Source organism: Stenotrophomonas sp. PS02297 (assembly GCF_029959705.1).
GTDB lineage: Bacteria > Pseudomonadota > Gammaproteobacteria > Xanthomonadales > Xanthomonadaceae > Stenotrophomonas > Stenotrophomonas nitritireducens.
The window spans coordinates 1-24,667 of the sequence record NZ_JASCOS010000049.1 but is presented as its reverse complement, the minus strand read 5'-3'; the positions used below and the strand labels follow the sequence as shown (position 1 = coordinate 24,667).

The following is a 24,667-nucleotide window of genomic DNA, read 5'->3' as shown; positions in this document are numbered from 1 at the left end:
TTACGCGCAAGCGCTGCGGGGTGGCCCCCGGCGGGCGGCGCTGCCGGCCGCGGGCCCCGTTTCTCGCTTGCCACACCCCGCGCCTTCGGCGCGGCCCCTGACTCAGGGGGACACGCCATCGCTTCGCGCTGTCGCCCCACGGTCTGCGCTGCAGGCCGCGGGCCCCGTTTCTCGCTTGCCACACCCCGCGCCTTCGGCGCGCCCCCTGACTCAGGGGGCTTTTCCCCGTTGCGAGCTGGCAGGGGGCGGAGGCGGTCGTTGGCCGGCGCGATAGCGGGGGACAGCAGGCCGCGTCACCCTTGATTGCGAAAACAGATCAGGAAACAACGATGGGCAATATCGAACTGGCCGTGATCGGCGGCACCGGCGTCTACAAGCTGGCCGCGCTGGACGACGTGCAGAGCCATGAGGTGCAGACCCGCTACGGGGCGCCTTCCGGTCCGGTCCGTGTCGGCCTGTTGAACGGTCGGCGCGTGGCCTTCCTCGCCCGCCACGGCGAAGGCCATTCGATCCCGCCGCACAAGGTCAACTACCGCGCCAACCTGGCCGCGCTCAAGCAGCTGGGCTCCACCCGCGTGCTCGCGCTCAATACCGTCGGTGGCATCACCGACGATTTCGGGCCGCGCGTGCTGGCCTGCCCGGACCAGCTGATCGACTACACCTGGGGGCGGATCTCGACGCTGTGCGAGGAAGAGGGCAGCGAAGTGCTGCACGTGGATTTCGGCCACCCGTACACGCCGTCGCTGCGCGCGCAGGTGCTGGCCGCGGCGAGCGCCCGTAACGTCGCCGTGCATGACGGCGGCTGTTACGGCGCCACGCAGGGGCCGCGCCTGGAGACCATCGCCGAGATCGCGCGCATGCGCCGCGACGGCTGCGATCTGGTCGGCATGACCGGCATGCCCGAGGCCGGGCTGGCGCGCGAACTTGGCCTGGACTACGCCTGCCTGGCCATCGTCGCCAACTGGGCCGCCGGCTGCGGCGACGCGGCCGAAATCACGATGGACGAGGTGCTGGCGAACGTCGCGGCGGCCTCGGCGGGTCTGCCCGACCTGGTGGGGGAATTGGCCCGGGGGTGATTGTCATACCGGCCCAAGCTTTGCATACTCCGTCAGTACGCCTCATTCAGCGTGCATCAATCCATTCATCGAACAAGGTCTCGCATCACCATGCCGAACGGTACCGTCAAGTGGTTCAACGACGCCAAGGGATTTGGCTTCATCTCACCGGAGGACGGCAGCGCCGATGTCTTCGCGCACTTCTCCGCGATCAATTCCAAGGGCTTCCGCAGCCTGCAGGAAGGACAGCGCGTCAGCTATGACGTGACCCAGGGCCCGAAGGGTGCCCAGGCTTCCAATATCACGCCGGTCGAGTGATCCACTCGGCTGTGCCGGAAGAACCCCGCCGAGGCGGGGTTTTTTTTTGTTGCCGCCGTCTGATCGCCATGGATGGCGTGATGGCCGGTTCTGCAGCAGGAGCCGGCCTTGGCGGCACCCCTTCGGGCCATCGACAGGCGAAGTCGAAAGCCGGCCCCGGCGGCTTTCTGGACCAGCTGCCGAGCCACCCGTAGGGCGGGGCAATGCCCCGCTGGAGCCTTCGCCGCAATCCCCAGGGGCGCCGCCCGCTCCATGGTCAACCTTCATCGGCGCACTGCGCTCGCAGGAAACGGAATGAGCAGACCGCTGGATATCGCCATCGTCGGTTACGGTACCGCCGGCCAGTCGCTGGCCGTGCTGCTGTCGCGCGACGGCCACCGCGTGCAGGTGTTCGAACGGGCCGCACGCCCGGGGCCGGTGGGGGCGGGCTTCCTGCTGCAGCCCAGCGGCCTGCAGGCGCTGTGGCAGATGGGCCTGCTGCCGCAGGTGCTCGCCCATGGTGCGGTGGTGCGCCGCCTGTATGGCGAAACGCCGTGCGGCCGCGCGGTGATGGACATGCGCTATGCCGGCCTGGATGCGCGCCTGCACGGCGTGGGTATGCAGCGCGGCGCGCTGTTCTCGCTGCTGGATGCGGCGTGGGAGCGCGACGATGCCCTGCATGTGGACAGCTGCATCGATGCCATCGACGACAGCCTGCGGCGGGTGCGGGACTTGCATGGGCAATGGCATGGGCCGTTCGATCTGGTGATCGCCACCGATGGTTCCGCGTCGGGGCTGCGTGCGCAGGTGCGCGGCACGCGGCTGGATCGCGTCTATCCGTGGGGTGCGCTGTGGTGCCTGCTGCCAAGCGGCGACTGGGCGTTTGCCGACGAGCTGCGCCAGCGCTATGTCGCCGCGCGCAAGATGATCGGCCTGCTACCGGTAGGCACGCGGCCCGGCGACGATGTGCCGCGCCTGAGCTTCTTCTGGAGCCTGCCGCGCGATGGCTTCGAGGCGTGGGAGCGTGCCGGACTCGAGCCCTGGCTCGACGAGATCGGGCAGCTGTGGCCGGAGGCGCGGCAACGGCTGCAGGGCATCACCGTGCAGACGCAGCTGGCGCGGGCCAGCTACCGCGACGCGGTGATGGACCGCTGGTACCGCGGCCGGCTGGTACTGGCCGGCGACGCCGCGCATTCGATGAGTCCGCAGCTCGGCCAGGGCGTGAACATGGCGCTGCTCGATGCGATGGCCCTGCGCGATGCGCTGCGCGGCGAAGCGGATGTCGATGCGGCGTTGGCGCGCTACCAGGCCGCGCGCCAGGCGCATGTGCGGCTGTACCAGTTCTGGAGCCGCTGGCTGACGCCGATCTTCCAGTCCGAACGCGACTGGGTCGCGCATGCGCGCGACCTGCTGTTCAAGCCGATGGGGCGCATGCCGGGCGGGCGCGGCCACATGCTGCGCGTGCTCAGCGGCACGCAGCTGGGCGTGTTCGGCAAGCTGCCGCTGGCGCCGGAGTTCATCCAGGCGCTGGCCGGCGAGGACTGAGCCGGCCGGCGCGGTCGGCAGCCGCGTTCTCGCCGGGCCGACATCGGCGTGCGGCAGAATGCGGGCATCCTCTGTTGTGCAGGGCCGGCCATGAGCGTCGATGCAGCTCCGTTCGAAACCCATGTGGTGTTCAATCAGGCGCCGCCGTTCCCCGAACGCAACCTGTGGCGCGACGACATGGCGCTGCGCGAGGCGGTCGCGCGCGAAGGCGGCGATGCATTCGCCACGGCGCTGGACGACTACGGCGCGCTGGCCGGCGGCGAACTGTACCGCCTCGGTTTCGACGCCAACCGGCACCGGCCGCTGCTGCGCACCCACGATGCGCAGGGCCATCGCATCGATACCGTGGATTTCCATCCCGCCTGGCACCGGTTGATGGACACGGCCAAGGCGCACGGCGTGGCCGGACTGTCGTGGCAGCACCCACGGCCGGGGGCGCACGTCGCGCGTGCCGCGTTGAGCTTCCTGCACCACCAGGCGGAGGCGGGCAGCAGTTGTCCGCTGACCATGACCCATGCCGCCGTGCCAGTGCTGCGCCGCGAACCGGCGCTGGCCGAATGGGCCGCCAAAGCCGCCGCGCCGCACTACGACCCGCGCGACGTGCCCATCGCGGAGAAGGCCGGCATCACCGTGGGCATGGGCATGACCGAGAAGCAGGGCGGCTCGGACGTGCGCAGCAACCGTACGCGAGCGACACCGCTGGCGGGCGAGGGCGAATATGCGCTGGTCGGGCACAAATGGTTCTTTTCCGCGCCGATGTCCGATGGCTGGCTGGTACTGGCGCAGGCACCGGGCGGATTGAGCTGCTTCCTGCTGCCGCGGCGCCTGCCCGACGGTTCGCGCAATGCCCTCAGGCTGATGCGCCTGAAGGACAAGCTCGGCGACTGGGCCAACGCTTCCAGCGAGGTCGAGTTCTGCGGCGCCTGGGCGCGGCGCATTGGCGAAGAGGGACGCGGCGTGGCGACCATCATCGAGATGGTGATGCTGACGCGCCTGGACTGCATGCTCGGCGCCGCCGCGGAAATGCGCATGGCGCTCGCGCAGGCGCTGCACCATGCGCGGCATCGCAGCGCCTTCGGCCAGCGCCTGGTCGAGCAGCCGCTGATGGCCAACGTACTGGCGGACCTGGCGCTGGAATCGGAAGCGTCCACCGCGCTGGCGCTGCGCATCGCGCGCGCGGTGGACGCCGCCGCGCGCGATCCGCAAGAAGCGGCGTTCGCGCGGGTCGCCACGGCCGTGGGCAAGTTCTGGATCTGCCGGCGGGCCGCGGGTTTCGTCAACGAGGCCCAGGAGTGCCTGGGCGGCGCCGGCTACATCGAAGAATCGATGCTGCCGCGCCTGTACCGGCAGGCGCCGCTCAATTCGATCTGGGAAGGCAGCGGCAACGTGCAATGCCTGGACGTGCTGCGCGCGCTGTCGCGCGAGCCGCAGTCGCGGCAGGCGCTGCTGCGCGAACTGGAACAGGCGCGTGGACTTGACGGTGCCTACGATGTGGCGTTCGCTGCCCTGCAGCGCACGTTGGACGATACCGTGGCCGTGGTGGCTGAGGCCACGGCGCGGCGCGTTGCCGCTTCGCTGGCGATCCTGCTGCAGGCGGCCACGCTGCTGCGGGCCGGAAGCCCCATGGCCTGCGCGTTCGTCGCCTCGCGGTTGGCGGACTCGGCGCCGCCTGCCTACGGCATGCTGGACGCGACGGTATCGTTCGCCGACATCCTGGAACGGGCCTGGCCCTCGGCCTGAACGGTGTCCCGATGCAGGGCACCGGAGCCGTGGCAGGGGCGCCGCCCGCCGGCTTCATGCGGCCGGGAGGGCTGTGCAGCCGCCCCTGTCGGGGCGGCTGCGTGGTGAGGCAGGTGAATCAGCGCTTGGCGTCGTCGGCCTTCTGCCGGGCCTTTTCGGCGGCGTCGTGGGCGTGATCGGCGACCTTCTGCGCAGCGTCGGCGGTAGCGGCGCTGGCGTTGGCCGCCGCTTCCTTGGCCGCGACCGCGGCATCGTCGGCGGCGTTGGTGGTCGCATCGGCCGCGCGGTCCAGCGCCTGCTCGGATTTGGCGGCGGCTTCGCGGGTGGCATCGGCTGCGCGGTCGGCCGCATTGCGGGCCGCATCGGCCGCGGATTCGCCGGCGTTGCGCGCCGCTTCGGCGGCATGGTCGGCGGCGGCCTCGGCGTCGCGCTTGGCCTGCTCGGCATTGGGGTTGTTGCAGGCCGCCAGGGCCAGCATCAGGCTGCCGGCCAGCAGCGGGACAAGAATCTTCATCAGCGCTCTCCTCAGGTTTTGGGGACGACGCGCGCAGCGTAGGAGGGGGCGGATTCAGATTGCGTCAACGCCGCCGGGCGGGACGGGGCGCGCGGATGGGCGCGCGGATGGGCGCGTTCCACGCGGCGGCTGGCCGCGCCCGGCCTGCCGGTGGATGGTCTGGAGGCGGCAGGAAAACCGCCGTGGCTTCACCGTCGCCACTGGCAAGGCCGGCCAGCGCAGGCCGCGAGGGCAACAAAAAAGCCGCTGGCGAACCAGCGGCTTTCAGACTTGCGTCGAAGAAGAAGTTATTACTTCTTGGCTTCTTCAGCAGCGTCCTTGGCCTTCTCGGCCACGTCTTCGGCAGCCTTGGCGGTGTCGGCAGCGGCGCCGGCAGCGGCGTCGGTGGCGGCGCCAGCAGCAGCGGCGGCAGCGTCGCCAGCAGCGTCAGCAGCGGTGGCGGCGGTGTCGGCAGCAGCCTGGGCAGCGTCGGCGGTTTCGGCGCCGGCAGCAGCGGCCTGGTCAGCAGCGGCCTGGGCGTCGGTAGCGGCGGCGTCGGCGGTGGCAGCGGCGTCCTGGGCAGCTTCCTGCTTCGAGCAGGCGGCCAGAGCCAGGCCCAGGGTCATCGCGATCAGCAGCTTGTTGATGCTCATTTGTGAATCCTCGTCGTGGAAATTGGCTAACGCGCCAATGCGCGCCGTGAACATGATGACAAGCCGATTTCGACTGTCAAGCGAACGCGCATTCATTTTTGTTGAAAAGGCATTAAGTCCAATCAAATCAATTCGATGGCGATGGCCGTCGCTTCGCCGCCGCCGATGCAGAGGGAAGCGATGCCACGCTTGAAGCCGCGGGTGCGCAAGGCGTTCACCAGCGTGACCACCAGACGTGCGCCCGATGCGCCGATCGGATGGCCCAGCGCGCAGGCGCCGCCGTTGACGTTGACCTTGGCGTGCGGAATGCCCAGTTCGCGGATCGGCGCCATCGCCACCACGGCGAAGGCTTCGTTGATCTCGAACAGGTCCACGTCGGCGATGTTCCAGCCGGCTTTTTCCAGCACCTTGCCGATGGCGCCGATCGGCGCGGTGGTGAACCACTCCGGTTCCTGCGAGAAGGTGGCGTGGGCGACGATGCGGGCCAGCGGCTGCATGCCGCGGCGCGCGGCCTCGTCGGCGGCCAGCAGCACCACGGCGGCGGCGCCGTCGGAAATGCTGGAGGAGCTGGCGGCGGTAACGCTGCCGTCCTTCTTGAAGGCCGGCTTCAGGGTCGGGACCTTGGCAATGTCGGACTTGCCCGGCTGTTCGTCCTGGTCGAACTCGACTTCGCCCTTGCGGGTGGCGACCTTGACCGGGACGATCTCGTCCTTGAACGCGCCATCGGCCTGCGCGGCCTGCGCGCGCTTGACCGACTCGATTGCGTAGGCGTCCTGCTCCTCGCGGGTGAAGCCGAACTTGCTCACCGCCGCTTCGGCGAACACGCCCATCGATTGGCCGTCGTACGGGTTGGTCAGGCCGTCCCAGGCCATGTGGTCCACCGCCTGGAAGTTGCCGTAGCGGTTGCCGGTGCGCGAGTTGGGGAGCATGTGCGGCGCGTTGGACATGGATTCCATGCCGCCGGCAACCACGATGCTGGCCGAGCCGGCCTTGATCAGATCGTGGCCGAGCATGATCGCTTTCATGCCCGAGCCGCAGACCTTGTTGAGCGTGGTGCAGCCGGCGCTGGTCGGCAGGCCGGCGGCCAGCGAGGCCTGGCGCGCCGGCGCCTGGCCGAGGTTGGCCGGCAGCACGCAGCCCATGATCACTTCGGAAACGTCGTCGGCGGCGATGCCGGACTGTTCCATGGCCGCGCGGATCGCCGTGGCGCCAAGGGTCGGGGTGGGGACGCCGTTGAACTGGCCGAGGAAGGAGCCGATGGCAGTGCGCTTTGCGGCGGCGATGACGATGTCGGACATGTGCGGTCTCGGTTGTATCCTGCAACGATTATCGAAATCCACTGGCGGCGTGCCCATTGGACCAACGGCACATCCCGGCAGACAGCGGTTTGTCGTTGCAGTATAGAAGGTGAGCCACCGCATGGCCGGCAGGTGGCAATACCTGAATGGAATTCGCTGTCCGGCGGGTCTTGGGGGGAGAAAGGGAATGCGCAGCACACCACGGGTTCGCAACGTACTGGCGGCTTCATTGGCGGTGGCCCTGGCAGCCTGCGGCGGCGGTGGCGGCACCAAGTCCACGCCGCCGCCCGCGCCGCCACCGACTTCGCCGCCGCCGACCTCGACCACGCCGCAGCCGGCGATGGACGCGCACCTGGCGCTGACCAACGCCAAGGCCGCGCAGGCGGCCGGCTTCACCGGCGCCGGCATCCGCATCGGCGTGGTCGATTCGGGCGTGATGCGCAACCATCCGACCCTGGCCGGGCGCGTGGTGGCCAACTTCAACTACGTGAGCGACAAGAACAACCTGGCGGTGGACGACGTGGTCGGCCATGGCACCACGGTGGCGCAGCTGGCGGCGGGCGCGGCGGCCGGTCAATGGCCGGGCGGCATCGCGCCAGGCGCGCAGATTGTGTCGGCGCGAATCATCAACGACGAGCGGCCCAAGGACGACGGGTCGGGGCAGGGCAACGAGGTGACCGGCGGGTTGGGGATGACGGGCATCCACAACGACCTGATCCGCGCCGGCGTGCGCATCATGAACAACTCCTGGGGTGGCCTGTACTGGACGCGGCCGACGGTGACGGCTCAGATCGCCGCCGAATACCGCCCTTTCATCGCCGCCAACGACGGGCTGGTGGTATTCGCCACCGGCAACGAATCGCGCGCCAATCCCAGCGACATGGCGGCGCTGCCGAGCCAGCCGGGCGTGGGCGGCAGCTTGCCGGCTGCCGATCTCGAACGCGGCTGGCTGGCGGTGGCGGCGCTGGATACGGCCAACCCGAGCAAACTGGCCGATTACTCCAACGCCTGCGGCGTGGCGAAGAACTACTGCCTGGTCGCGCCCGGTACCGCCGCGTTCGTCGGCCCCAATGCCACGGCATCGAACCTGTCCTATTACTACGGCAGCGGCACCTCCTATGCGGCACCGCTGGTATCCGGCGCGGCGGCCCTGGTGTGGCAGGCGTTCCCGTATTTCGACAACAACCTGGTACGGCAGACCCTGCTGGGCACCGCAACCGACCTCGGCGATCCGGGGCCGGACGCGGTGTTCGGCTATGGCCTGCTCAACGTCGGCAAGGCGGTGCAGGGGCCGGCGAAGTTCGACTGGGGCGAGGTGACGGTCAACGTCAACCAGACCGGCCTGAACTCGGTCTGGAGCAATTCGATCAGCGGCGCCGGTGGTCTGGTCAAGCAGGGCGTCGGCGCCCTGACGCTGGCCGGAAGCAATACTTACGGCGGCGCCACCCGCATCGAGCTGGGCACGCTGGCATTGCGCGATGGCGCCTCGATACGCTCCAACGTCACCCTCCTGGCGCAGGCGGCCAACCCGACGCAGGCGGCATTGCAGTTCATGGGCGGCACCACCCGGGTGACCGGCAATGTCGACAACGGCGCCAGCATCGTGATGCTGGGCGGTGGAAACAGCAGCACCATCGACGGCAACTACGTGCAGCGCAACGGCTCCCGGTTGCTGATCGCGCTGGGGGTCAATGCCCTGCAGGTGACCGGTACGGCGACGCTGGAGGGCGGTGGCGTGCTGGTCAACGGGGTGGTGAGCGGCTACGTGGCGCAGGATGGCAAGCGACAGGACCTGATCCACGCCGACGGCGGCGTCAGCGGGCAGTTCAACGTGGCGGCCAGCGCCACCCAGAATGCCGGTGTCGTCCTGCTGCAGACCGGGTACGGGTACGACAGCCACAACGCATGGCTGGACCTGCAGCGGGTCAGCGTGACCGCAGCCGCGCAGAGCGCGGGAATGAACGCGATGGCGATGTCGGCGGCGCAGCGGGTGGAGCGTGCGTTCGAACTGCTCGACGGCGATGCCGGCCTGCAGGCGGGTTCGTTCGCGGCCGGGGCCAGCGCGCTGCAGCAGGGGGGCGGCGGTTTCGATGGGCTGGGCACGAGCCTGCGCAGCCTGTCCGGCGAGACGCATGCGCTGGCGACGGCGATGACCTTCGACAGCATCGACATGAACCGGCGTGCGCTGTCTGCGCAGTTCGGCGATGGCAACGCTGCGCTGGCCGATGGTGCCTGGTCGCGTTCGCTGGGAGGTGGTGGGCAAGGCGGCTATGCCGGCAGCAGCTACAGCCTGGGTGGCTGGATGCTGGGGCGCGAGACGGGGATGGGCGCGGCGCGGCTTGGTTTCGCCTTCGGCCAGACCCAGGCGAGCATCGCCAGCGGCGTGGCGGGGGATCGCGGTCGTGACCGCCAGACCCAGGCCCAGTTCTATGCCGGGCAGCAGTGGGGCCAGGCGTACACGCTGGGGCAGCTCGGTTTCGGACGCTATCGGCGCGAGCTGGATCGCGGGCTGCTGCTGGGCGGCGAACGCACCGGGGTGGCGGCGCGCTATGACGGCCGCTTCCTGTCCGGCAGTGCCGAGGCGGGCTATCGCTTTGGCGGGGCGGGCGCCTCGTTCACGCCCTATCTGGGGGCCGACTATGCCCGCATCGAGAGCGACGCGTTCGCCGAACAGGGCGGTTACGGATTCGGGCTGAGTGCCGGTGGCTGGCATTCCAGCCAGGTGCGGGCCCTTGCCGGCCTGCGCGGCAACTACCGCTGGCACGGGCTGGAGGTGAACGGCTACGCCGAATGGCAGCAGGCGCTGTCCGCCAGCGGCATGCAGCTGGACGCACGCTTCACCGGCATCGATGCGTGGGCGCCGCTGTACGGCCTGCAGTCTTCGCGTGCGGCCGGGCTGTTCGGCGTATCGGTCGATTCGTGGCTGTCGCGCGATGCGCGGCTGTCGCTGGGCTACGACCAGCGCTTCGGCGGGCGCGGCGACAACCGGCAGCTGTCGCTGCGTTTCCTGCGCGCGTTCTGAGTTTCCGGGGGCGGGCACGAAAAAGGCGGGCGACAGGGGCGCCCGCCTTTTTCATGTCCATGGGACGCCCCACGGAATGCGGCGCTTACTCGCCGCGCAGGCGGCTCATGCGCGGCGTGGCGCGGCCCAGCGGCATCTTCAGCTTGCCGATGGATTCGATGCGCGCCTCGGCGATGCGGTCGGCCGCGCGCTGCGGCGAGATGTCGTCGCGTTCGGACAGGTCGAAGATGCGGCCGAGGTTGTGGTAAATGCTGCGGATCAGGCGCATGGCGCGCTCGCGGTTGTAGCCGTCGATCTCCAGCGAGACGTTCATCACGCCGCCGGCGTTGACCGCGTAGTCAGGCGCCCACAGCACGCCACGCTTGTACAGCTCGTCGCCCACGGCGTGGCTAGCCAGCTGGTTGTTGGCGGTGCCGCAGATGACCTTGGCCTTGAGCCGGTCCAGCGTCTCCATGCCGATGGCGCCTTCCATCGCGCAGGGCGCGAACACGTCGGCGGCCACGTCGTAGATGGCGTCGGGCTTGACCGCCTCGCAGCCGTACTCGGTGACCGCGCGCTGCACCAGCACAGGGTCCAGGTCGGTCACGTACAGCTTGGCGCCGCGCTCGCGCAGCAGCTTCACCAGCTCCATGCCAATGTGGCCCAGGCCCTGCACGGCGATGCTGACCTTGCCGATCTCCTCGTGGCCGAACTTGCGGTTGACCGCGGCCATCAGCGCCTGCAGCGCGCCGTAGGCGGTGAACGGGGCCGGGTCGCCGGAGCCGCCATGGACCTGGTGCACGCCGGTGACGTAGCCGGTCTCCAAGTAGATCTGCTCCATGTCGTTGACGTCGCTGCCGACGTCCTCGGCGGTGATGTAGCGTCCGCCCAGCGCCTCGACCTGGCGACCGAAGGCGCGGAACAGCACCTCGCTCTTGTCGGTGCGCGGGTCGCCGATGATCACCGCCTTGCCACCGCCGACGTTCAGCCCCGCCAGCGCGTTCTTGTAGGTCATGGTGCGGCTCAGGCGCAGCACGTCGCGCAGCGCGTCGTCGCTGTTGGCGTAGGGGCGCATGCGCACGCCGCCCAGGGCCGGGCCGAGCGTGGTGTTGTGGATGGCGATGATCGCCTTCAGGCCGGCTTCGCGGTTGTGGCAAAACACGACCTGTTCGTGGCCGGAAGTGGCGAGGGTTTCGAAAAGCATGGAAGCTCCGATGGGCGTTACTGCGACAACGTCCGTGATCCTGCAGGCAACTGGCGGGCCAGAAAACAAAAATGCGACTTCGTCGTTGGGGTGACGGGGTCGCGTGGCGTCATTCTAATGCATTCGGCGGTCGGCGGATGTTCACGTAGTGGCCGGTCCGGCGCGGGGCACGGCCCAGGCTGGCCGCGGCGGTGCGTGGCCGGACCGAAGGGCGGCGTGGCGGCAGGTTCACGCTGCGCTGCAACCTGACCTGCGGGACGGGCGGCCCTATCATCGGTTTCAACAGAAACCGAGATGTCGTACGGCCCATGAGTACTCCCGCCACCCACCTGCCGCAGAGCCAGCCGGAAACCAGCCCGCTGCGCTTCGTCACCGCCGCCAGCCTGTTCGACGGCCACGACGCGGCCATCAACATCATGCGCCGGCTGATCCAGGCGCAGGGCGCGGAAGTGATCCACCTGGGCCACAACCGCAGCGTCGAGGACGTGGTGCGCGCAGCGCTGCAGGAAGACGCCGACGCCATCGCGCTGTCGTCCTACCAGGGCGGCCATGTCGAGTACTTCAAGTACATGGTCGACATGCTCAGGGAGCGCGGGGCCGGCCATATCAAGGTGTTCGGCGGCGGTGGCGGCACCATCACCCCGGAGGAGATCCGCGAGCTGCAGGACTACGGCGTCGAGCGCATCTATCACCCCAACGACGGCATGAAGATGGGCCTGGTGGAGATGATCGAGGACGTGGTGGCGCGTGCCGGCCATGCCCGCGACGCGGCGCCGGCGCCGGACGACGATGGAGTTCCCGGCATCGGCGACGAGATCGCCATCGGCCGCATGCTGTCGCGGCTGGAGGACGGAGCCTTCGGCGAGGCCGGACTGGCGCACCTGCGCAGGCAGTGGCAGCTGGCCGGCGGCAGGACTCCGGTGATCGGCATCACCGGCACCGGCGGCGCCGGCAAGTCCAGCGTCACCGACGAACTGCTCAACCGTTTCCTGGCCAGCTTCCCGCAGATGCGCATCGCGGTGGTTTCGGTCGACCCGACCCGGCGCCGCACCGGTGGCGCGCTGCTGGGCGACCGCATCCGCATGAACTCGCTGCGCAGCCCGCGCGTGTACATGCGCTCGATGGCCACGCGCCGCCAGCACGCGGCGATCAACACCGTGCTGCGCGACTGCATCGGCTTCCTCAAGTCGCTGGCCTACGACCTGGTGATCGTCGAGACCGCCGGCATCGGCCAGAGCGACTCGGAGATCGTCGACCTGGTCGATTTCCCGATGTACGTGATGACCAGCGATTTCGGCGCGCCGAGCCAGCTGGAAAAGATCGACATGCTCGACTACGCCGAGCTGGTGGTGCTCAACAAGTTCGACAAGCGCGGCGCCGAGGACGCGCTGCGCGACGTGCGCAAGCAGTGGAAGCGCAACCGCGTGGCCTTCGCGATGAAGGACGAGGACGTGCCGGTCTACCCGACCATCGCCTCGCAGTTCAACGACCCGGGCATCAGCTGGATGTTCGCCAACCTGTGCCGGCTGCTGCGTGCGAAGCGGGGGGCGGGGAACGGCGAGGGTGCAGGGCACTGCGACCTGGTCCCGGCCATCGACACCACGCTGAAGGAGCCGCGCGCCACCGTGCTGATTCCCGGCAGCCGCGTGCGCTACCTGGCCGAGATCGCCGAGCAGGGCCGTTCGATCAACGCCCGCATCGAGTCGCAGGCCGACGTGGCTGAGCGCGCGCAGGGCTGCTGGCAGGCGCTGAAGGAGCTGGGCGACGCCGCGCTGCCGTCCGCGCTGGACCTGTACCCGGCCGACGCGCTGACCGACGCTTCCATCGACACCAGCCTGCGCACCCTGCGCCAGCGCTACAACGATGCGGTGCAGTCGCTGGATTCCGAAGCGCTGCGCCTGCTGCGCGAATGGCCGGCGCGGCTGAAATCGATCACCGACGAGGTCAACGAATACCAGGTGCGCGGCAAGACCATCCGCGTGGAGAATTACCGCGAGTCGCTCAGCCACCAGCAGATCCCGAAGATCGCCGCACCCACCTACCGCAGCTGGGGCGAACTGCTGGTGTTCCTGCAGAAGGAGAACCTGCCCGGTTCCTATCCGTACACCGGCGGCGTGTACCCGTACCGGCGCAGCGGCGAGGATCCGATCCGCATGTTCGCCGGCGAGGGCACGCCGGAGCGCACCAACCGCCGCTTCCACTACCTGAGCGTCGGCCAGCCGGCCGCGCGCCTGTCCACCGCCTTCGACAGCGTCACCCTGTACGGCGAGGACCCGGCGCCGCGCCCGGACATCTACGGCAAGATCGGAAATTCCGGCGTCAACATCCCCACGCTGGACGACATGAAGAAGCTGTACTCCGGCTTCGACCTGTGCGCGCCGACCACCTCGGTGTCGATGACCATCAACGGCCCGGCGCCGATGATCCTGGCGATGTTCATGAACACCGCCATCGACCAGCAGGTGGAGAAATACCTGAAGGAAGATCCGGCGCGCTGGGCCGCGGCGGAGAAGAAGATCGCGGCGATGTTCGACGGCCGCGTCCGGCCGCAGTACCACGGCGAGCTGCCGCCGACCAACGACGGCCTCGGCCTGGGCCTGCTCGGTGTCACCGGCGACCAGCTGCTGGACGCCGATACCTATGCGCGGATCAAGGCCGCCACGCTGTCCACCGTACGCGGCACCGTGCAGGCCGACATCCTCAAGGAGGACCAGGCGCAGAACACCTGCATCTTCTCCACCGAATTCGCGCTGCGCATGATGGGCGACATCCAGCAGTACTTCGTCGACCACGGCGTGCGTAACTTCTATTCGGTGTCGATCTCCGGCTACCACATCGCCGAGGCCGGGGCGAACCCGATCAGCCAGCTGGCCTTCACTCTGTCCAACGGCTTCACCATCGTCGAGTACTACCTCGCGCGCGGCATGAAGATCGACGACTTCGCGCCCAATCTGTCGTTCTTCTTCTCCAACGGCATGGACCCGGAATACACCGTCATCGGCCGCGTCGCCCGCCGCATCTGGGCGCGCGCGATGCGCGAGCGCTACGGCGCCAACGAGCGCAGCCAGATGATGAAGTACCACATCCAGACTTCGGGCCGTTCCCTGCACGCGCAGGAGATCCAGTTCAACGACATCCGCACCACGCTGCAGGCGCTGTATGCGCTGTTCGACAACTGCAACAGCCTGCACACCAACGCCTACGACGAGGCCATCACCACCCCGACCGAGGAAAGCGTGCGCCGCGCGGTGGCGATCCAGATGATCATCAACAAGGAGCTGGGGCTTAACTTCTGCGAGAACCCGTGGCAGGGCAGCTTCATCGTCGACAAGCTCACCGACATCGTCGAGGAAGCCGTCTACAAGGAGTTCGAGGCGATCAGCGAACGCGGCGGTGTGCTCGGCGCGATGGATACCATGTACCAGCGCGGCAAGATCCAGGAAGAGTCGCTGTACTACGAGCACAAGAAGCACGACGGCAGCCTGCCGCTGGTCGGCGTCAACATGTTCCTGCCGAAGGAGCATGCCGGCGAAGTGGCGACCGAGATCGAACTGATCCGCTCGACCGAGGAAGAAAAGGGCCAGCAGATCGAGAACGTGCGCAACTGGCAGCGCAACCGCAATGCGCTGGCGCCGGCGGGGGAGACCTCGCACAGTCATGAGATCGATGCCGGCGCCGCTGCCGCCGAAGTCCATGACGGCCACGGCCTGGCCTATCTGCAGAAGACCGCGCGCGAACGCCGCAACGTGTTCGAGGCGTTGATCGAGGCGGTCAAGACCCACAGCCTGGGCCAGATCAGCCACGCGCTGTACGACGTCGGCGGAGAGTACCGGCGCAACATGTGAGCCACGCGCGGCCATGACGGATCGTGCGGCATCCATGCCGCGCGGTTATGGCCCGGGCTTCCCGGCGGGCGCGGAAAGCCGCTCCCCACCTTGGATGAAGCGGTTTTCCAGGGTGTTTCCGCCCGCTCGCCTGCCGTTGGGACCGGGCTGTCCGCTCTCTGCGCTGGTTGCTACTCTCGCCCGCACATTCCTTCGGCAGGCTATGGCATGGACAGACGGCGATTCATCGGCGGCACGGCATTGGCCGGCGCCCTGTTGCCCCTGATCGGGACGGGCAGCGCGCTGGCGGCGCAGCGCGGCGGGCGGCTGCTGCCGGTCCCGCTGGAAAAAGGCGACACGGTGGGGCTGGTCAGTCCGTCGGCGGCCAGCAGCGACCAGCTCGGCCTGCAGCTGGCGCGCGAAGCGATGGAGGCACTGGGCTTCAAGGTCAAGACTGGCGCCCATTACGGGTCCCGCTACGGGCACCTGGCGGGCACCGACGACGAGCGCGCCGGTGACCTGAACGCCATGTTCGCCGACCGCCAGGTCAAGGCCATCGTCTGCGTGCGCGGCGGTTCCGGTGCGGCGCGCCTGCTGCCGCTGCTGGATTACGCCGCCATCCGCGCCAATCCCAAGGTGCTGCTGGGCTATTCGGACATCACCGCCCTGCATTGCGCGATCCAGGCGAAGACGGGGCTGGTCACGTTCCACGGGCCGATCGGTTCGGGCAGCTGGAACCGGTTCAACGTGGACCAGTTCGAGCGCCTGTTCTTCAAGCGCGAACTGATGGAGTACCGCAACAGCGTCGACAGCGATGACGAACTGGTGCCGCGCAAGAACCGCACCAGCACGATCGCCGGCGGCAAGGCGCGCGGCGAACTGGTGGGCGGCAACCTGACGGTGCTGACGGCGCTGGCCGGCTCGCCCTACATGCCGGACTTCAGCGGCAAGATCCTGTTCCTGGAGGATGTGGAAGAGGCGCCTTACCGCGTCGATCGCATGCTCAGCACGCTGAAGCTGATGGGGGCGCTGGACCGGATCGCCGGCTTCATCTTCGGCGAATGCACCAGCTGCAAGCCCGGCGACGGCTATGGCTCGCTCACGCTGGACCAGCTGTTCGCCGACTACATCGCACCGCTGAAGATCCCGGCCTACCGCGGCGCGATGATCGGCCATATCCGCGAACAGTTCATCGTGCCGGTCGGCGGGCGCGTGGAGATGGACGCCGACGCCGGTACTTTCCGCCTGCTGGAGCCGGTGTTCGCCGAGCGTTGATGCATGCGGCGCCGGCCAGGTCGATGCCTGGCCGGCGCGCCGGCCACCGGCCCACCGCGCTGCCTCGATGGGCGCGCCGGCCCCGGAGCGATGGCGCGGCATGGCGGTCGCGATGGGGACCTATACTGGCTTGCCCGCTGGACCGGGCGCCGGCATCCCCATGGAGAATCCGTCATGTCCTTCACCCGCCTGATGCGTCCCCTGTCCCTGCTGCTGGCGCTGTGTTCCGCGGTGCCGGCCTTCGCCCAGAGCGGCGCCGCGGACGACGAACTGCTGTTCCGCGACGTGCGTGTGCTGGATACCGTGCGCGGCAGGCTGGGAACGCCCGTCGATGTCCTGGTGCGCGGCAACCGCATCGCCGCCATCGGTGCGGCGGCGGCCTCGCCGAAGGCCCGGGTCATCGATGGCCGCGGCCGCACCCTGATGCCGGGATTGATCGACGCGCATTGGCACAGCACGTTCACCGCGCTGTCGCAGGCGGACCTGCTGGCGTCGGCCGGCGCTCCGGAAAAGCTGGCGGCCAAGGTGGCCGCCGAATCCGAGCGGACCCTGCTGCGCGGTTTCACCAGCGTGCGCGATGTCGGCGGCCCGATCTTCGAACTGAAGGCGGCGATCGATGCCGGCCAGGTGCGCGGGCCGCGCATCTGGCCCGCGGGCGCCACCATCAGCCAGACCGCCGGGCACGGCGACATGCGCCAGCCGCATGAGCGCTCGCGCCGGTTCTTCGGCAAGCCGGCGCTGGCCGAGGAAATGGGCGCCACCTTCATCGCCGACGGGCGCGACGAAGTCCTGGCCGCGGTGCGCGAGAACCTGCGCGGGGGCGCCAGCCAGATCAAGCTGATGGCTGGTGGCGGCACCTCCTCGGCCTACGACCCGGTGGACGTCACCCAGTACACGCTGGACGAGATGCGCGCGGCGGTGGAGGCGGCCGAGGACTGGGGAACCTACGTGACCGTGCATGCCTACACGGTGCGCGCGGTGCGCCGCGCCATCGAGGCCGGGGTGAAGTGCGTCGAGCATGGGCAGCTGCTGGACGAGGACACGCTGAAGCTGATGGCCAGCCGCGGCGTGTGGCTGTCCAGCCAGACCCTGCGCCCGAGCACGGAGAACATGGATCCGCTGCGCCGCGAGAAGCGCAAGCCGGTGATCGAAGGGCAGGCGCGGATGTGGGCCATGGCCAAGCGCGCCGGCGTGCGCCTGGCCTGGGGCACCGACTTCCTGTTCGAGCCCGAGCTCAATGCCGAGCAGAACGATTTCATCCTCGGCCTGCGCGAATGGTTCACGCCGGCGGAGATCCTGAAGATGGTCACGCACGACAACGCCGAGCTGCTGGCGCTGTCCGGCCTGCGCAGTCCCTATGCGGGGCGGCTGGGCGTGGTCGAGGAAGGCGCGCTGGCCGACCTGCTGCTGGTGCAGGGCAACCCGCTGGAAGACCTGCAGGTGATCGCCGACCCGGCGCGCAACTTCGCCGTCATCGTCAAGGACGGCAAGGTCGTCAAGAACGCCGACTGATGGCGGCGGGAAGGGCGGCGGCCACCCGCGCGGGGTGGTGGCGCCGCGCCGGCGCCGGCAGAATGCCGGTGTCCTCCCTGCCGGCCGACGCTCGAGATGAAACCGCTTTTCAAGCTTGAAGTCCTGTCGCTCTGCCTGGCCCTCGTCGTGGGGGCTGGATGCGCGCACCGGGTACCGGCCGTGGCCGCCGACGCGCCGGCGCCGGTGGCGCATGTCGTGCCCTTGCCGCGCTCGATGGAGACGCGCCCCGGCGAGCTGCGGATATCCGCGGCGGTGGCGGTGGAAGGCGGGAGCGCCGCGCCCATGGCCGGGCGTGCGCTGGCCGAACTGCTGGCGACGCTGCATATCGCCACGACGGGCGCGGCCACGCCCCTGCGGCTGCAACTGGTCGACGATGCGGCGCTGGGCGAGGAGGGCTACCGGCTGGTGGTGGACGATGCGATCCACCTGAGCGCGCGCACCGACACCGGCCTGCTGCATGCGGTGCAGAGCCTGCGCCAGCTGCTGCCGGCCAATGCCGGCCCGGAATACCGGTTGCCGCGCGTGGCGATCGTCGACGCACCGGCCTACCGCTGGCGCGGCCTGTCGCTGGACGTGGCCCGCAGTTTCCTGCCGGTCGAATACCTGGAAAAGCACATCGACCGCATGGCGCTGTTCAAACTGAACCGGCTGCACCTGCACCTGACCGACGACCAGGGCTGGCGGATCGAGATCAAGCGCCACCCGAAGCTGGTGGAAACCGGCGGCGCCAGCGCGGTGACCGGCGGGCGCGCCGGCTATTACACGCAGGAACAACTGAAGCATCTGGTGGCCTACGCGCAGGCGCGCGGCGTCACCCTGGTGCCGGAGATCGACATGCCCGGGCACGTGCAGGCGGCGCTGGCCTCGTACAACGAACTGGCCTGCAATGACGTGGCGAACCTGTCCACCTACTCGGGCGTGGAAGTGGGCTTCAGCGTGTTCTGCCTGGAGAAGCCGGAGGTCGTATATCCCTTCGTCCGCGATGTGCTGGAAGAAGTGCTGGCGATCTTCCCGTCCCGCGAAATCCATATCGGCGGCGACGAGATCAAGCATCCGCTGTACGCCGATTTCGTGGCGCGCACCGCGGCGATGGTGGAAGCGATGGGGCGCACGCCCATCGTATGGGAGGAGGGCTCGGTGGCCGCGATGAAGCCCGATGCGCTGCTGCAGCTGTGGAACGACGGCTATGCCATCGACGCGGCGGTCGCCAAGGGGCATCCGTTGATCCTGTCGCCCTGTTCGTACCTGTACATCGACCATGGCAACTACGCGGGCCAGCCCGGCGCCGACTGGTGCCGCGCCGAGGGCGTGCCGCTGGCGCGGGTCTACGGGTTCGACCCGACGCCCTACAGGACGGCGGTGGGGGTCGAGGCGGCGCTGTGGACCGAATTCGTGCATACCGATGCGGCGGCGGACGACCACCTGTGGCCGCGCCTGGCGGCGGTGGCCGAGGTGGCGTGGAGTCCGGCGGAGCGTCGCGGCTACGCCGGCTTCCTGCGGCGCATGGGCGCCCTGCGCCCGCACCTGGATGCCCTGGGCATCCACTACCACGCCGAGCCGGACCTGGGCTGGGCCGATGCGGGGGACGCGCACTGAGGCGCGCGGCGGCGTCGAGCGGGGCGATGCCGGCACCGCTACGTGCCGGATGCGCGCCCTGCTCGGGTAGCATGGCGCCCTTGCCCACGATGGAGGCCCTGACCATGCATCGCCTGCTGGTGGTCGACGACGACAGCGACATCCGCGGACTGCTGGCCGAGCAGCTCGGCCGCACCGGCTATACGGTGAGCACGGCCCGCGATGGCGCCGAGATGCGCCATGCCCTGGCGCGCGAACACATCGACCTGATCGTGCTCGACCTCAACCTGCCGCGCGAGGATGGATTGGCGCTGTGCCGGGAGCTGCGCGCGCGTTCCAGCACGCCGGTGATCATGCTTACCGCCCGCTCCGAGCCGATCGACCGCGTGCTCGGCCTGGAGATGGGCGCCGACGATTACCTGGCCAAGCCGTTCGAGCCGCGCGAACTGCTGGCGCGCATCCGCAACGTGCTGCGCCGGACCGAGGCGCTGCCGGCCAACCTCGAACCGCTGGCAATGCGCAGGGCGGCGTTCTCCGGCTGGTTGTTCGACCTGGAGCGGCGCCACCTGGTCGATCCGGCCGGGCGCGTGGTGATGCTGTCCGGTGCCGAGTTCCGCCTGCTGCGGGTATTCGTCGGCCATGCCAACAAGGTGCTGTCGCGCGAGCAGCTGGTCGCGCTGAGCAGCGGCCGCAGCTACGAGGCGCAGGACCGCGCCATCGACCTGCAGGTCAGCCGGCTGCGGCAGAAACTCGGCGACGCCGGCGGCCTGATCAGGACCGTGCGCAACGAAGGCTATGTGTTCGCCGGCGTGGTGACGCTGGGATGATGGGGCGGCTGCGGCGGTTCCTGGCGTCGATGGCAGGGCGGCTGTTCGTCATCCTGCTGGTCGGCATGATGGCCGCGGCGATCGGGGCCACGCTGCTGGCCGAGGCGCGCCGCCGCCAGGAGTTCGAGCAGCAGAACCTGATGCGCATGGCCGACCGCCTGCAGGGCTTCGTCGCCCTGCTCGAGGGCAACCCCGAGCTGCGCGCGCGCCTGCTGGAAACCGGCGGGGCGAGCGTGCGCCTGGCACCGAGCGATGCCAATGTCGGCGAGGAGGACGTGCCGCTGATGCATGTCCTGGACAACCGCGAGGGACCGGTGGCCGAGGCGCGCGTGCATGTCACCAATTTCCGCGCCTGCCTGCTGCCGTTGCCGGAGCTCCTGCCGCAGCGCACGCGGCTGTCGCAGCATCTGCGCAACCGCTATCCGGCGGTGGTGCCGCCGCGCTGCCGCCTGGTGGAACTGACCCTGAGCGACGGCACGCCGCTGCGGCTGGCGCTGCAGTATCCGGCGACGGCGCGCATCAGCGTCTTTGCCTTTGACCCGCTGTTCCTGTCGCTGCTGTCGCTGGCCATCGGTGGGCTGGCCTACGTGGTCGCGCGCATCGCCAGTTCGCCGCTGCAGCGGCTGGCGGACGCGGCCACCGAACTGGGCCAGGACCTGCAGCGCGATCCGCTGCCGGTGGATGGGCCGCAGGAGGTGCGCCGCGCGGCCGAAGCCTTCAATGCCATGCAGCAGCGCCTGCAGCGGCATATCGGCGAGCGCACGCAGATGCTGGCGGCGATCACCCACGACCTGCAGACGCCGCTCACGCGGCTGCGGCTGCGGCTGGAGAACGTGGCCGACGAATCCCTGCGCGAACGCCTGATCGCCGACCTGGCGGCGATGCAGGCGCTGATCCGCGAGGGCCTGGAGCTGGCGCGCAGCGCCGAGAGCGCCGAGCAGCGCGTGGTGCTGGACGTGGATTCGCTGCTGCAGAGCGTGGCCGAGGATGCGGCCGAAGCGGGGCATGAAGTCGAGTTCGAGCAGGGCTGCGGCGCGGTGCTGCGGCTGCGTCCGCTGGCGGTGCACCGGTTGTTCTCCAACCTGGTGGACAACGCGGTCAAGTACGGGCACTCGGCGCATATCCGTGCGCAGGCGCGGAACGGGGAGGTCGAGGTGCGCATCCGCGACCACGGACCGGGCCTGGCGCCGGATGAACTGGAGGCGGTGTTCACGCCGTTCCTGCGCCTGGAAACCTCGCGGTCGCGCGAGACCGGCGGCGCCGGCCTGGGCCTGACCATCGCCCGCACGCTGGCCGAGAAAAATGGCGCCAGCCTGGTCCTGCGCAACCACCCCGACGGCGGGCTGGAAGCGGTGGTCACCTGGCCGGGGAGCGCGCGGACGAGCTGAAGCGGCAGGCCGGATGCCCGGCCGCCGCCGACCGCGAGAAACCGGGCCGGCTGGGCGCGCAGGTGCAGCTGCTGGAACCGCAGGCCTGCCGCGGTACGCCGACCGGCCTGCGCAACCGGCGCGCCTTCGAGGAGCGCGCGGTGGTGGAGATCACGCGGGTACGTCGTTGTCGCGGGCGATCCCCGGCATCGATCATTTCAAGCGGCTCAACGAGGAGCGCTCCCGCGCGGTTGGCGATGCGCCGCATCGCGCAGGTGGCGGGAGCGGTATGCCGGCCCGACGATTTCCTTGCCCGCCTGCACGGGGAGGCGTTCGTGCCGTTGCTGCCGCTTTGGCGCGGCGCTGGTGCCTGCGCGAGGCGGTGGCGCGGCTGGACCCGTCCGATGTCGCGCCGGCGGCCGGTAGCGCTTGGCATCGGCTTGGCGGAGGCCGCTGCCGGGCCATCCCCGGGAGCCCTGATGGAGGTGGCCGGCACGGTGCGCTACCGCGCCAAGAATGCCGGCCGCAACCGGGTCGAACGCGCCGCCCGCCATCGCTGAGCGGCGTCCCTGGCCGCGGACCGGGGCTGCGCGGGGCGGGTAATCCCCCTACCATGTGCGCACTCCCCGCCTGTTCGTGCACATGACATCGCCGCAGCAGTCCGAACGCACCGACAGCCCGGCCATGCCCTCGGTTCGCCGCCGCGCATCGCGCCGCCTCAGCCCGGGACCGGGGCGCCGGAGCTGGCCGGTCCTGTTGCTGCTGTGCCTTCTGCTCCTGGCCGGCGGCGTGGCCGCGGCGGAACGCACGCCGCCGCTGCGCGACTACGCGGTCGACATGTGGACCTCGCGCGACGGCCTGCCGCACAACTCGCTGCGTGGCATTGCGCAGACGCCCGAGGGCCACCTTTGGTTCGCCACCTGGGAGGGCGTGGCGCGCTACAACGGGCTGGATTTCGAACTCTACGACCGCAGCACGACGCCCGGCCTGCTCGACAACGGCATAGGCGGGCTGTACGTGGACCGCGACGGCGCGCTGTGGGTGACCGACTCGCGCGGCAACGTCCTGCGGCGCACGCTCGACGGGCGCTGGCGGCAATGGCCGCAGCGGGCGCCGGCGCCGCAGGTGCTGATCCAGGGCATGCAGAAGGACAGCAAGGGCCGGCTGTGGCTGCTCTATGAAGGCCGCGGGCTGGGGTATATGTCGCCGGACGGTCGCTTCGTCTACGAAGCGCCGCCGCCGGGCGCGCCGGTGAACATGACCTTGTCCAACTGGCTCGCGGTCGATGACAGGGACCGTGTCTGGGTCGGCACGATGGATGGATTGAGGCTGCGCGGCGGCGACGGCGTGCTGCGCGATGCGCCGGCCAGCCTGGGCCTGCCGCCGGGCGCGGCGTGGCCCTATCGCGCGCCGGATGGCGCGCTCTGGATCGTGGCCGAAGGCGCGCTGTACCGCATGCAGGAGGAAGGCGCGCGGCTGGTGCGCTCGCTGCCGGGCATTTCCCACGCCACGGCGATGCTGCAGGATCGCCGTGGCGACCTGTGGCTGGGTACCGAGAACCAGGGGCTGTTCCGCCTCGGCAGCCGCGGCGTGGAGCATCTGCCGGAAAACCGGCAGGTGCGCAGCGGGCGCATCGCCAGCCTGTTCGAGGACGCCGAAGGCAGCATATGGGTGGGCGGCAACGGTGGTCTATACCGGCTGCGCGAAACCCTGTTCAGCAACCGCACCACCGCTGATGGCCTGAGCGGGGACTACGTGCGGGCGGTGATGGAGGACGACCGGCAGCGCCTGTGGGTAGGCAGCGCCGCCGGCCTGGACCGGATCGAGCGCGACGGCCGCATCGTGCCGGTGCCGCTGCGCAACAGCGTCGGCAGGGCGCCGTCGGTATTGAGCCTGGTCCAGAGCCGCGACGGCGCGGTGTGGGCCGGCACGTTCGGCGATGGCATTTACCGCATCGACCGCGATGGCCGCAGCCGCCATTACGGTAGGGCCGAAGGGCTGGCGGCAGGCAATGTGCGGGTGATGTCGGCCGACCGCGACGGCAACGGCATCTGGGCCGGCACCCAGCGCGGGCTGGTGCGCATCACCGAGGACGGCGTGCACGTGCCCACGGCGAAGGGTATGCCGGGCGGCTTGGTCACTGCCCTGCTGGCCAGCGACGACGGTTTGTGGGTCGGCACCATCGAAGGCATCCGCGTGCTGCGCGGAAACACCGTGCAGCGGCTGGACGTGGATAGCCTGGGAGGCGGGCGCAGCATTTTCGGCTTCACTCCGGTGGGCGATGCGATGTGGATCACCTCCGACCGCGGTCTCTACCGTTACCGCGACGGACAACTGGCGCGGGTCGGGCTGGAGCAGGGCATGCCCGTGGACACCGTGTTCGAGATGGTGCCCGACCGCCTGGGCAACGTCTGGATCAGCAGCAACCGCGGCGTGCTGCGCACCACCCTGGCCGCGCTGGACGACGTGGCCGATGGCCGCAGCGCGCGGATCGAGGTCGAGCGCTACAACGAGATCGACGGCATGCACAACGCGCAGGCCAATGGCAGCACCGGGCCATCGGCGACGCTGCGCAGCGACGGGACCTATTGGGTTGCCACCGCCGGCGGCCTGAGCATGGTCGATCCGGCGCGGTTGCAGCACTTCCGCGAGCGGCTGCCGCCACCGGTGGTGGTGGAAAGCGTGCGGCTGGACGGCGTGCCGCTGCACTGGCATGCGCAGGGCGTCACCAAGGTCCCCGGAGGGCAGCGGGTGACGGTGGGCTATGTGGGCCTGAGCTACCTGATGTCCGATCGGATCCGCTACCGCACCCGCCTGGAAGGACTGGACCGCGGCTGGATCGAGCGCGGCAACCAGCGCAGCGTCGAGTTCATCGGCCTGCCGCCGGGCGACTACACCCTGCATGTGTCGGCGATGCACCCGGGCGGGCGCTGGAGCGAGAGCGAGGCGGCCTGGAAGTTCACCGTCGAGGCCCGGGGGG

17 protein-coding genes are annotated in these 24,667 nt (G+C 69.7%); 13 read left to right on the top strand and 4 right to left on the bottom strand.

Going from position 1 to position 24,667, the window contains the following annotated elements; all coding sequences use genetic code 11:
- The first annotated feature begins 329 nt into the window (after positions 1 to 329).
- From QMX80_RS10955 to QMX80_RS10940, 4 genes are all read left to right on the top strand, one after another.
- The gene (locus QMX80_RS10955) at positions 330 to 1,076 is read left to right on the top strand and encodes an S-methyl-5'-thioinosine phosphorylase (protein ID WP_282277058.1); all 747 of its coding nucleotides are present in this window, start codon (positions 330 to 332) and stop codon (positions 1,074 to 1,076) included.
- Positions 1,077 to 1,166: 90 nt separating this feature from the next.
- Positions 1,167 to 1,373, top strand: a complete 207-nt coding sequence (locus QMX80_RS10950; protein WP_003488188.1) for a cold-shock protein — start codon at positions 1,167 to 1,169, stop codon at positions 1,371 to 1,373.
- A 294-nt stretch (positions 1,374 to 1,667) separates the two neighbouring features.
- Positions 1,668 to 2,897, top strand: coding sequence for an NAD(P)/FAD-dependent oxidoreductase (locus QMX80_RS10945; RefSeq protein WP_282277057.1), 1,230 nt, complete (start codon positions 1,668 to 1,670; stop codon positions 2,895 to 2,897).
- 90 nt (positions 2,898 to 2,987) lie between these two features.
- Positions 2,988 to 4,637, top strand: coding sequence for an isovaleryl-CoA dehydrogenase (locus QMX80_RS10940; protein WP_282277055.1), 1,650 nt, complete (start codon positions 2,988 to 2,990; stop codon positions 4,635 to 4,637).
- Positions 4,638 to 4,755: 118 nt separating this feature from the next.
- Here the strand turns inward: QMX80_RS10940 and QMX80_RS10935 are convergent, their stop codons facing one another.
- The 3 genes from QMX80_RS10935 to QMX80_RS10925 form a co-directional block, all read right to left on the bottom strand.
- The gene (locus tag QMX80_RS10935) at positions 4,756 to 5,151 is read right to left on the bottom strand and encodes a hypothetical protein (protein WP_282277053.1); all 396 of its coding nucleotides are present in this window, start codon (positions 5,149 to 5,151) and stop codon (positions 4,756 to 4,758) included.
- A gap of 290 nt (positions 5,152 to 5,441) precedes the next feature.
- Positions 5,442 to 5,783, bottom strand: a complete 342-nt coding sequence (locus QMX80_RS10930) for a hypothetical protein (protein ID WP_055768440.1) — start codon at positions 5,781 to 5,783, stop codon at positions 5,442 to 5,444.
- Positions 5,784 to 5,905: 122 nt separating this feature from the next.
- Positions 5,906 to 7,081: an acetyl-CoA C-acyltransferase gene (locus QMX80_RS10925; RefSeq protein ID WP_282277050.1), complete on the bottom strand. Its 1,176-nt coding sequence runs from the start codon at positions 7,079 to 7,081 to the stop codon at positions 5,906 to 5,908.
- A gap of 187 nt (positions 7,082 to 7,268) precedes the next feature.
- On the opposite strand from QMX80_RS10925, the gene QMX80_RS10920 reads away from it, so the two are divergent.
- On the top strand, positions 7,269 to 10,103 hold the full coding sequence (locus tag QMX80_RS10920) for an autotransporter serine protease (RefSeq protein ID WP_282277048.1): 2,835 nt from the start codon (positions 7,269 to 7,271) through the stop codon (positions 10,101 to 10,103).
- Positions 10,104 to 10,188: 85 nt separating this feature from the next.
- Here QMX80_RS10920 and QMX80_RS10915 read toward each other — a convergent pair whose 3' ends face one another.
- A complete protein-coding gene (locus tag QMX80_RS10915; protein ID WP_055768450.1) occupies positions 10,189 to 11,286 on the bottom strand; it encodes a Glu/Leu/Phe/Val dehydrogenase dimerization domain-containing protein in 1,098 nt (365 codons plus the stop codon).
- 308 nt (positions 11,287 to 11,594) lie between these two features.
- On the opposite strand from QMX80_RS10915, the gene QMX80_RS10910 reads away from it, so the two are divergent.
- The 8 genes from QMX80_RS10910 to QMX80_RS10875 all read left to right on the top strand — a co-directional run.
- On the top strand, positions 11,595 to 15,131 hold the full coding sequence (locus tag QMX80_RS10910) for a methylmalonyl-CoA mutase family protein (protein ID WP_282277045.1): 3,537 nt from the start codon (positions 11,595 to 11,597) through the stop codon (positions 15,129 to 15,131).
- 207 nt (positions 15,132 to 15,338) lie between these two features.
- The gene (locus QMX80_RS10905; protein ID WP_282277043.1) at positions 15,339 to 16,385 is read left to right on the top strand and encodes an LD-carboxypeptidase; all 1,047 of its coding nucleotides are present in this window, start codon (positions 15,339 to 15,341) and stop codon (positions 16,383 to 16,385) included.
- Between the two features lie 174 nt (positions 16,386 to 16,559).
- On the top strand, positions 16,560 to 17,897 hold the full coding sequence (locus QMX80_RS10900; protein WP_282277042.1) for an amidohydrolase family protein: 1,338 nt from the start codon (positions 16,560 to 16,562) through the stop codon (positions 17,895 to 17,897).
- 96 nt (positions 17,898 to 17,993) lie between these two features.
- The gene (locus tag QMX80_RS10895) at positions 17,994 to 19,514 is read left to right on the top strand and encodes a beta-N-acetylhexosaminidase (RefSeq protein WP_282277041.1); all 1,521 of its coding nucleotides are present in this window, start codon (positions 17,994 to 17,996) and stop codon (positions 19,512 to 19,514) included.
- 104 nt (positions 19,515 to 19,618) lie between these two features.
- Positions 19,619 to 20,320: a response regulator gene (locus QMX80_RS10890; RefSeq protein ID WP_152984166.1), complete on the top strand. Its 702-nt coding sequence runs from the start codon at positions 19,619 to 19,621 to the stop codon at positions 20,318 to 20,320.
- Entirely contained in the window at positions 20,320 to 21,708 is a 1,389-nt protein-coding gene (locus tag QMX80_RS10885) for an ATP-binding protein (protein ID WP_337956697.1), read from the top strand. The genes QMX80_RS10890 and QMX80_RS10885 overlap by 1 nt, the downstream gene beginning before the upstream one ends.
- A 62-nt stretch (positions 21,709 to 21,770) precedes the next feature.
- Positions 21,771 to 22,247: a diguanylate cyclase gene (locus QMX80_RS10880; protein ID WP_282277038.1), complete on the top strand. Its 477-nt coding sequence runs from the start codon at positions 21,771 to 21,773 to the stop codon at positions 22,245 to 22,247.
- 196 nt (positions 22,248 to 22,443) lie between these two features.
- Positions 22,444 to 24,667 (top strand): two-component regulator propeller domain-containing protein (locus QMX80_RS10875; RefSeq protein ID WP_282277036.1); only part of this gene is annotated, 2,224 nt, incomplete at its 3' end.

What these genes read in the sequence shown, in the direction of transcription:
- QMX80_RS10955 (WP_282277058.1), top strand. Translation starts at nt 330, where the DNA reads ATGGGCAATATCGAACTGGCCGTGATCGGCGGCACCGGCGTCTACAAG.
- QMX80_RS10950 (WP_003488188.1), top strand. Translation starts at nt 1,167, where the DNA reads ATGCCGAACGGTACCGTCAAGTGGTTCAACGACGCCAAGGGATTTGGC.
- QMX80_RS10945 (WP_282277057.1), top strand. Translation starts at nt 1,668, where the DNA reads ATGAGCAGACCGCTGGATATCGCCATCGTCGGTTACGGTACCGCCGGC.
- QMX80_RS10940 (WP_282277055.1), top strand. Translation starts at nt 2,988, where the DNA reads ATGAGCGTCGATGCAGCTCCGTTCGAAACCCATGTGGTGTTCAATCAG.
- QMX80_RS10935 (WP_282277053.1), bottom strand. Translation starts at nt 5,151, where the DNA reads ATGAAGATTCTTGTCCCGCTGCTGGCCGGCAGCCTGATGCTGGCCCTG.
- QMX80_RS10930 (WP_055768440.1), bottom strand. Translation starts at nt 5,783, where the DNA reads ATGAGCATCAACAAGCTGCTGATCGCGATGACCCTGGGCCTGGCTCTG.
- QMX80_RS10925 (WP_282277050.1), bottom strand. Translation starts at nt 7,081, where the DNA reads ATGTCCGACATCGTCATCGCCGCCGCAAAGCGCACTGCCATCGGCTCC.
- QMX80_RS10920 (WP_282277048.1), top strand. Translation starts at nt 7,269, where the DNA reads ATGCGCAGCACACCACGGGTTCGCAACGTACTGGCGGCTTCATTGGCG.
- QMX80_RS10915 (WP_055768450.1), bottom strand. Translation starts at nt 11,286, where the DNA reads ATGCTTTTCGAAACCCTCGCCACTTCCGGCCACGAACAGGTCGTGTTT.
- QMX80_RS10910 (WP_282277045.1), top strand. Translation starts at nt 11,595, where the DNA reads ATGAGTACTCCCGCCACCCACCTGCCGCAGAGCCAGCCGGAAACCAGC.
- QMX80_RS10905 (WP_282277043.1), top strand. Translation starts at nt 15,339, where the DNA reads ATGGACAGACGGCGATTCATCGGCGGCACGGCATTGGCCGGCGCCCTG.
- QMX80_RS10900 (WP_282277042.1), top strand. Translation starts at nt 16,560, where the DNA reads ATGTCCTTCACCCGCCTGATGCGTCCCCTGTCCCTGCTGCTGGCGCTG.
- QMX80_RS10895 (WP_282277041.1), top strand. Translation starts at nt 17,994, where the DNA reads ATGAAACCGCTTTTCAAGCTTGAAGTCCTGTCGCTCTGCCTGGCCCTC.
- QMX80_RS10890 (WP_152984166.1), top strand. Translation starts at nt 19,619, where the DNA reads ATGCATCGCCTGCTGGTGGTCGACGACGACAGCGACATCCGCGGACTG.
- QMX80_RS10885 (WP_337956697.1), top strand. Translation starts at nt 20,320, where the DNA reads ATGGGGCGGCTGCGGCGGTTCCTGGCGTCGATGGCAGGGCGGCTGTTC.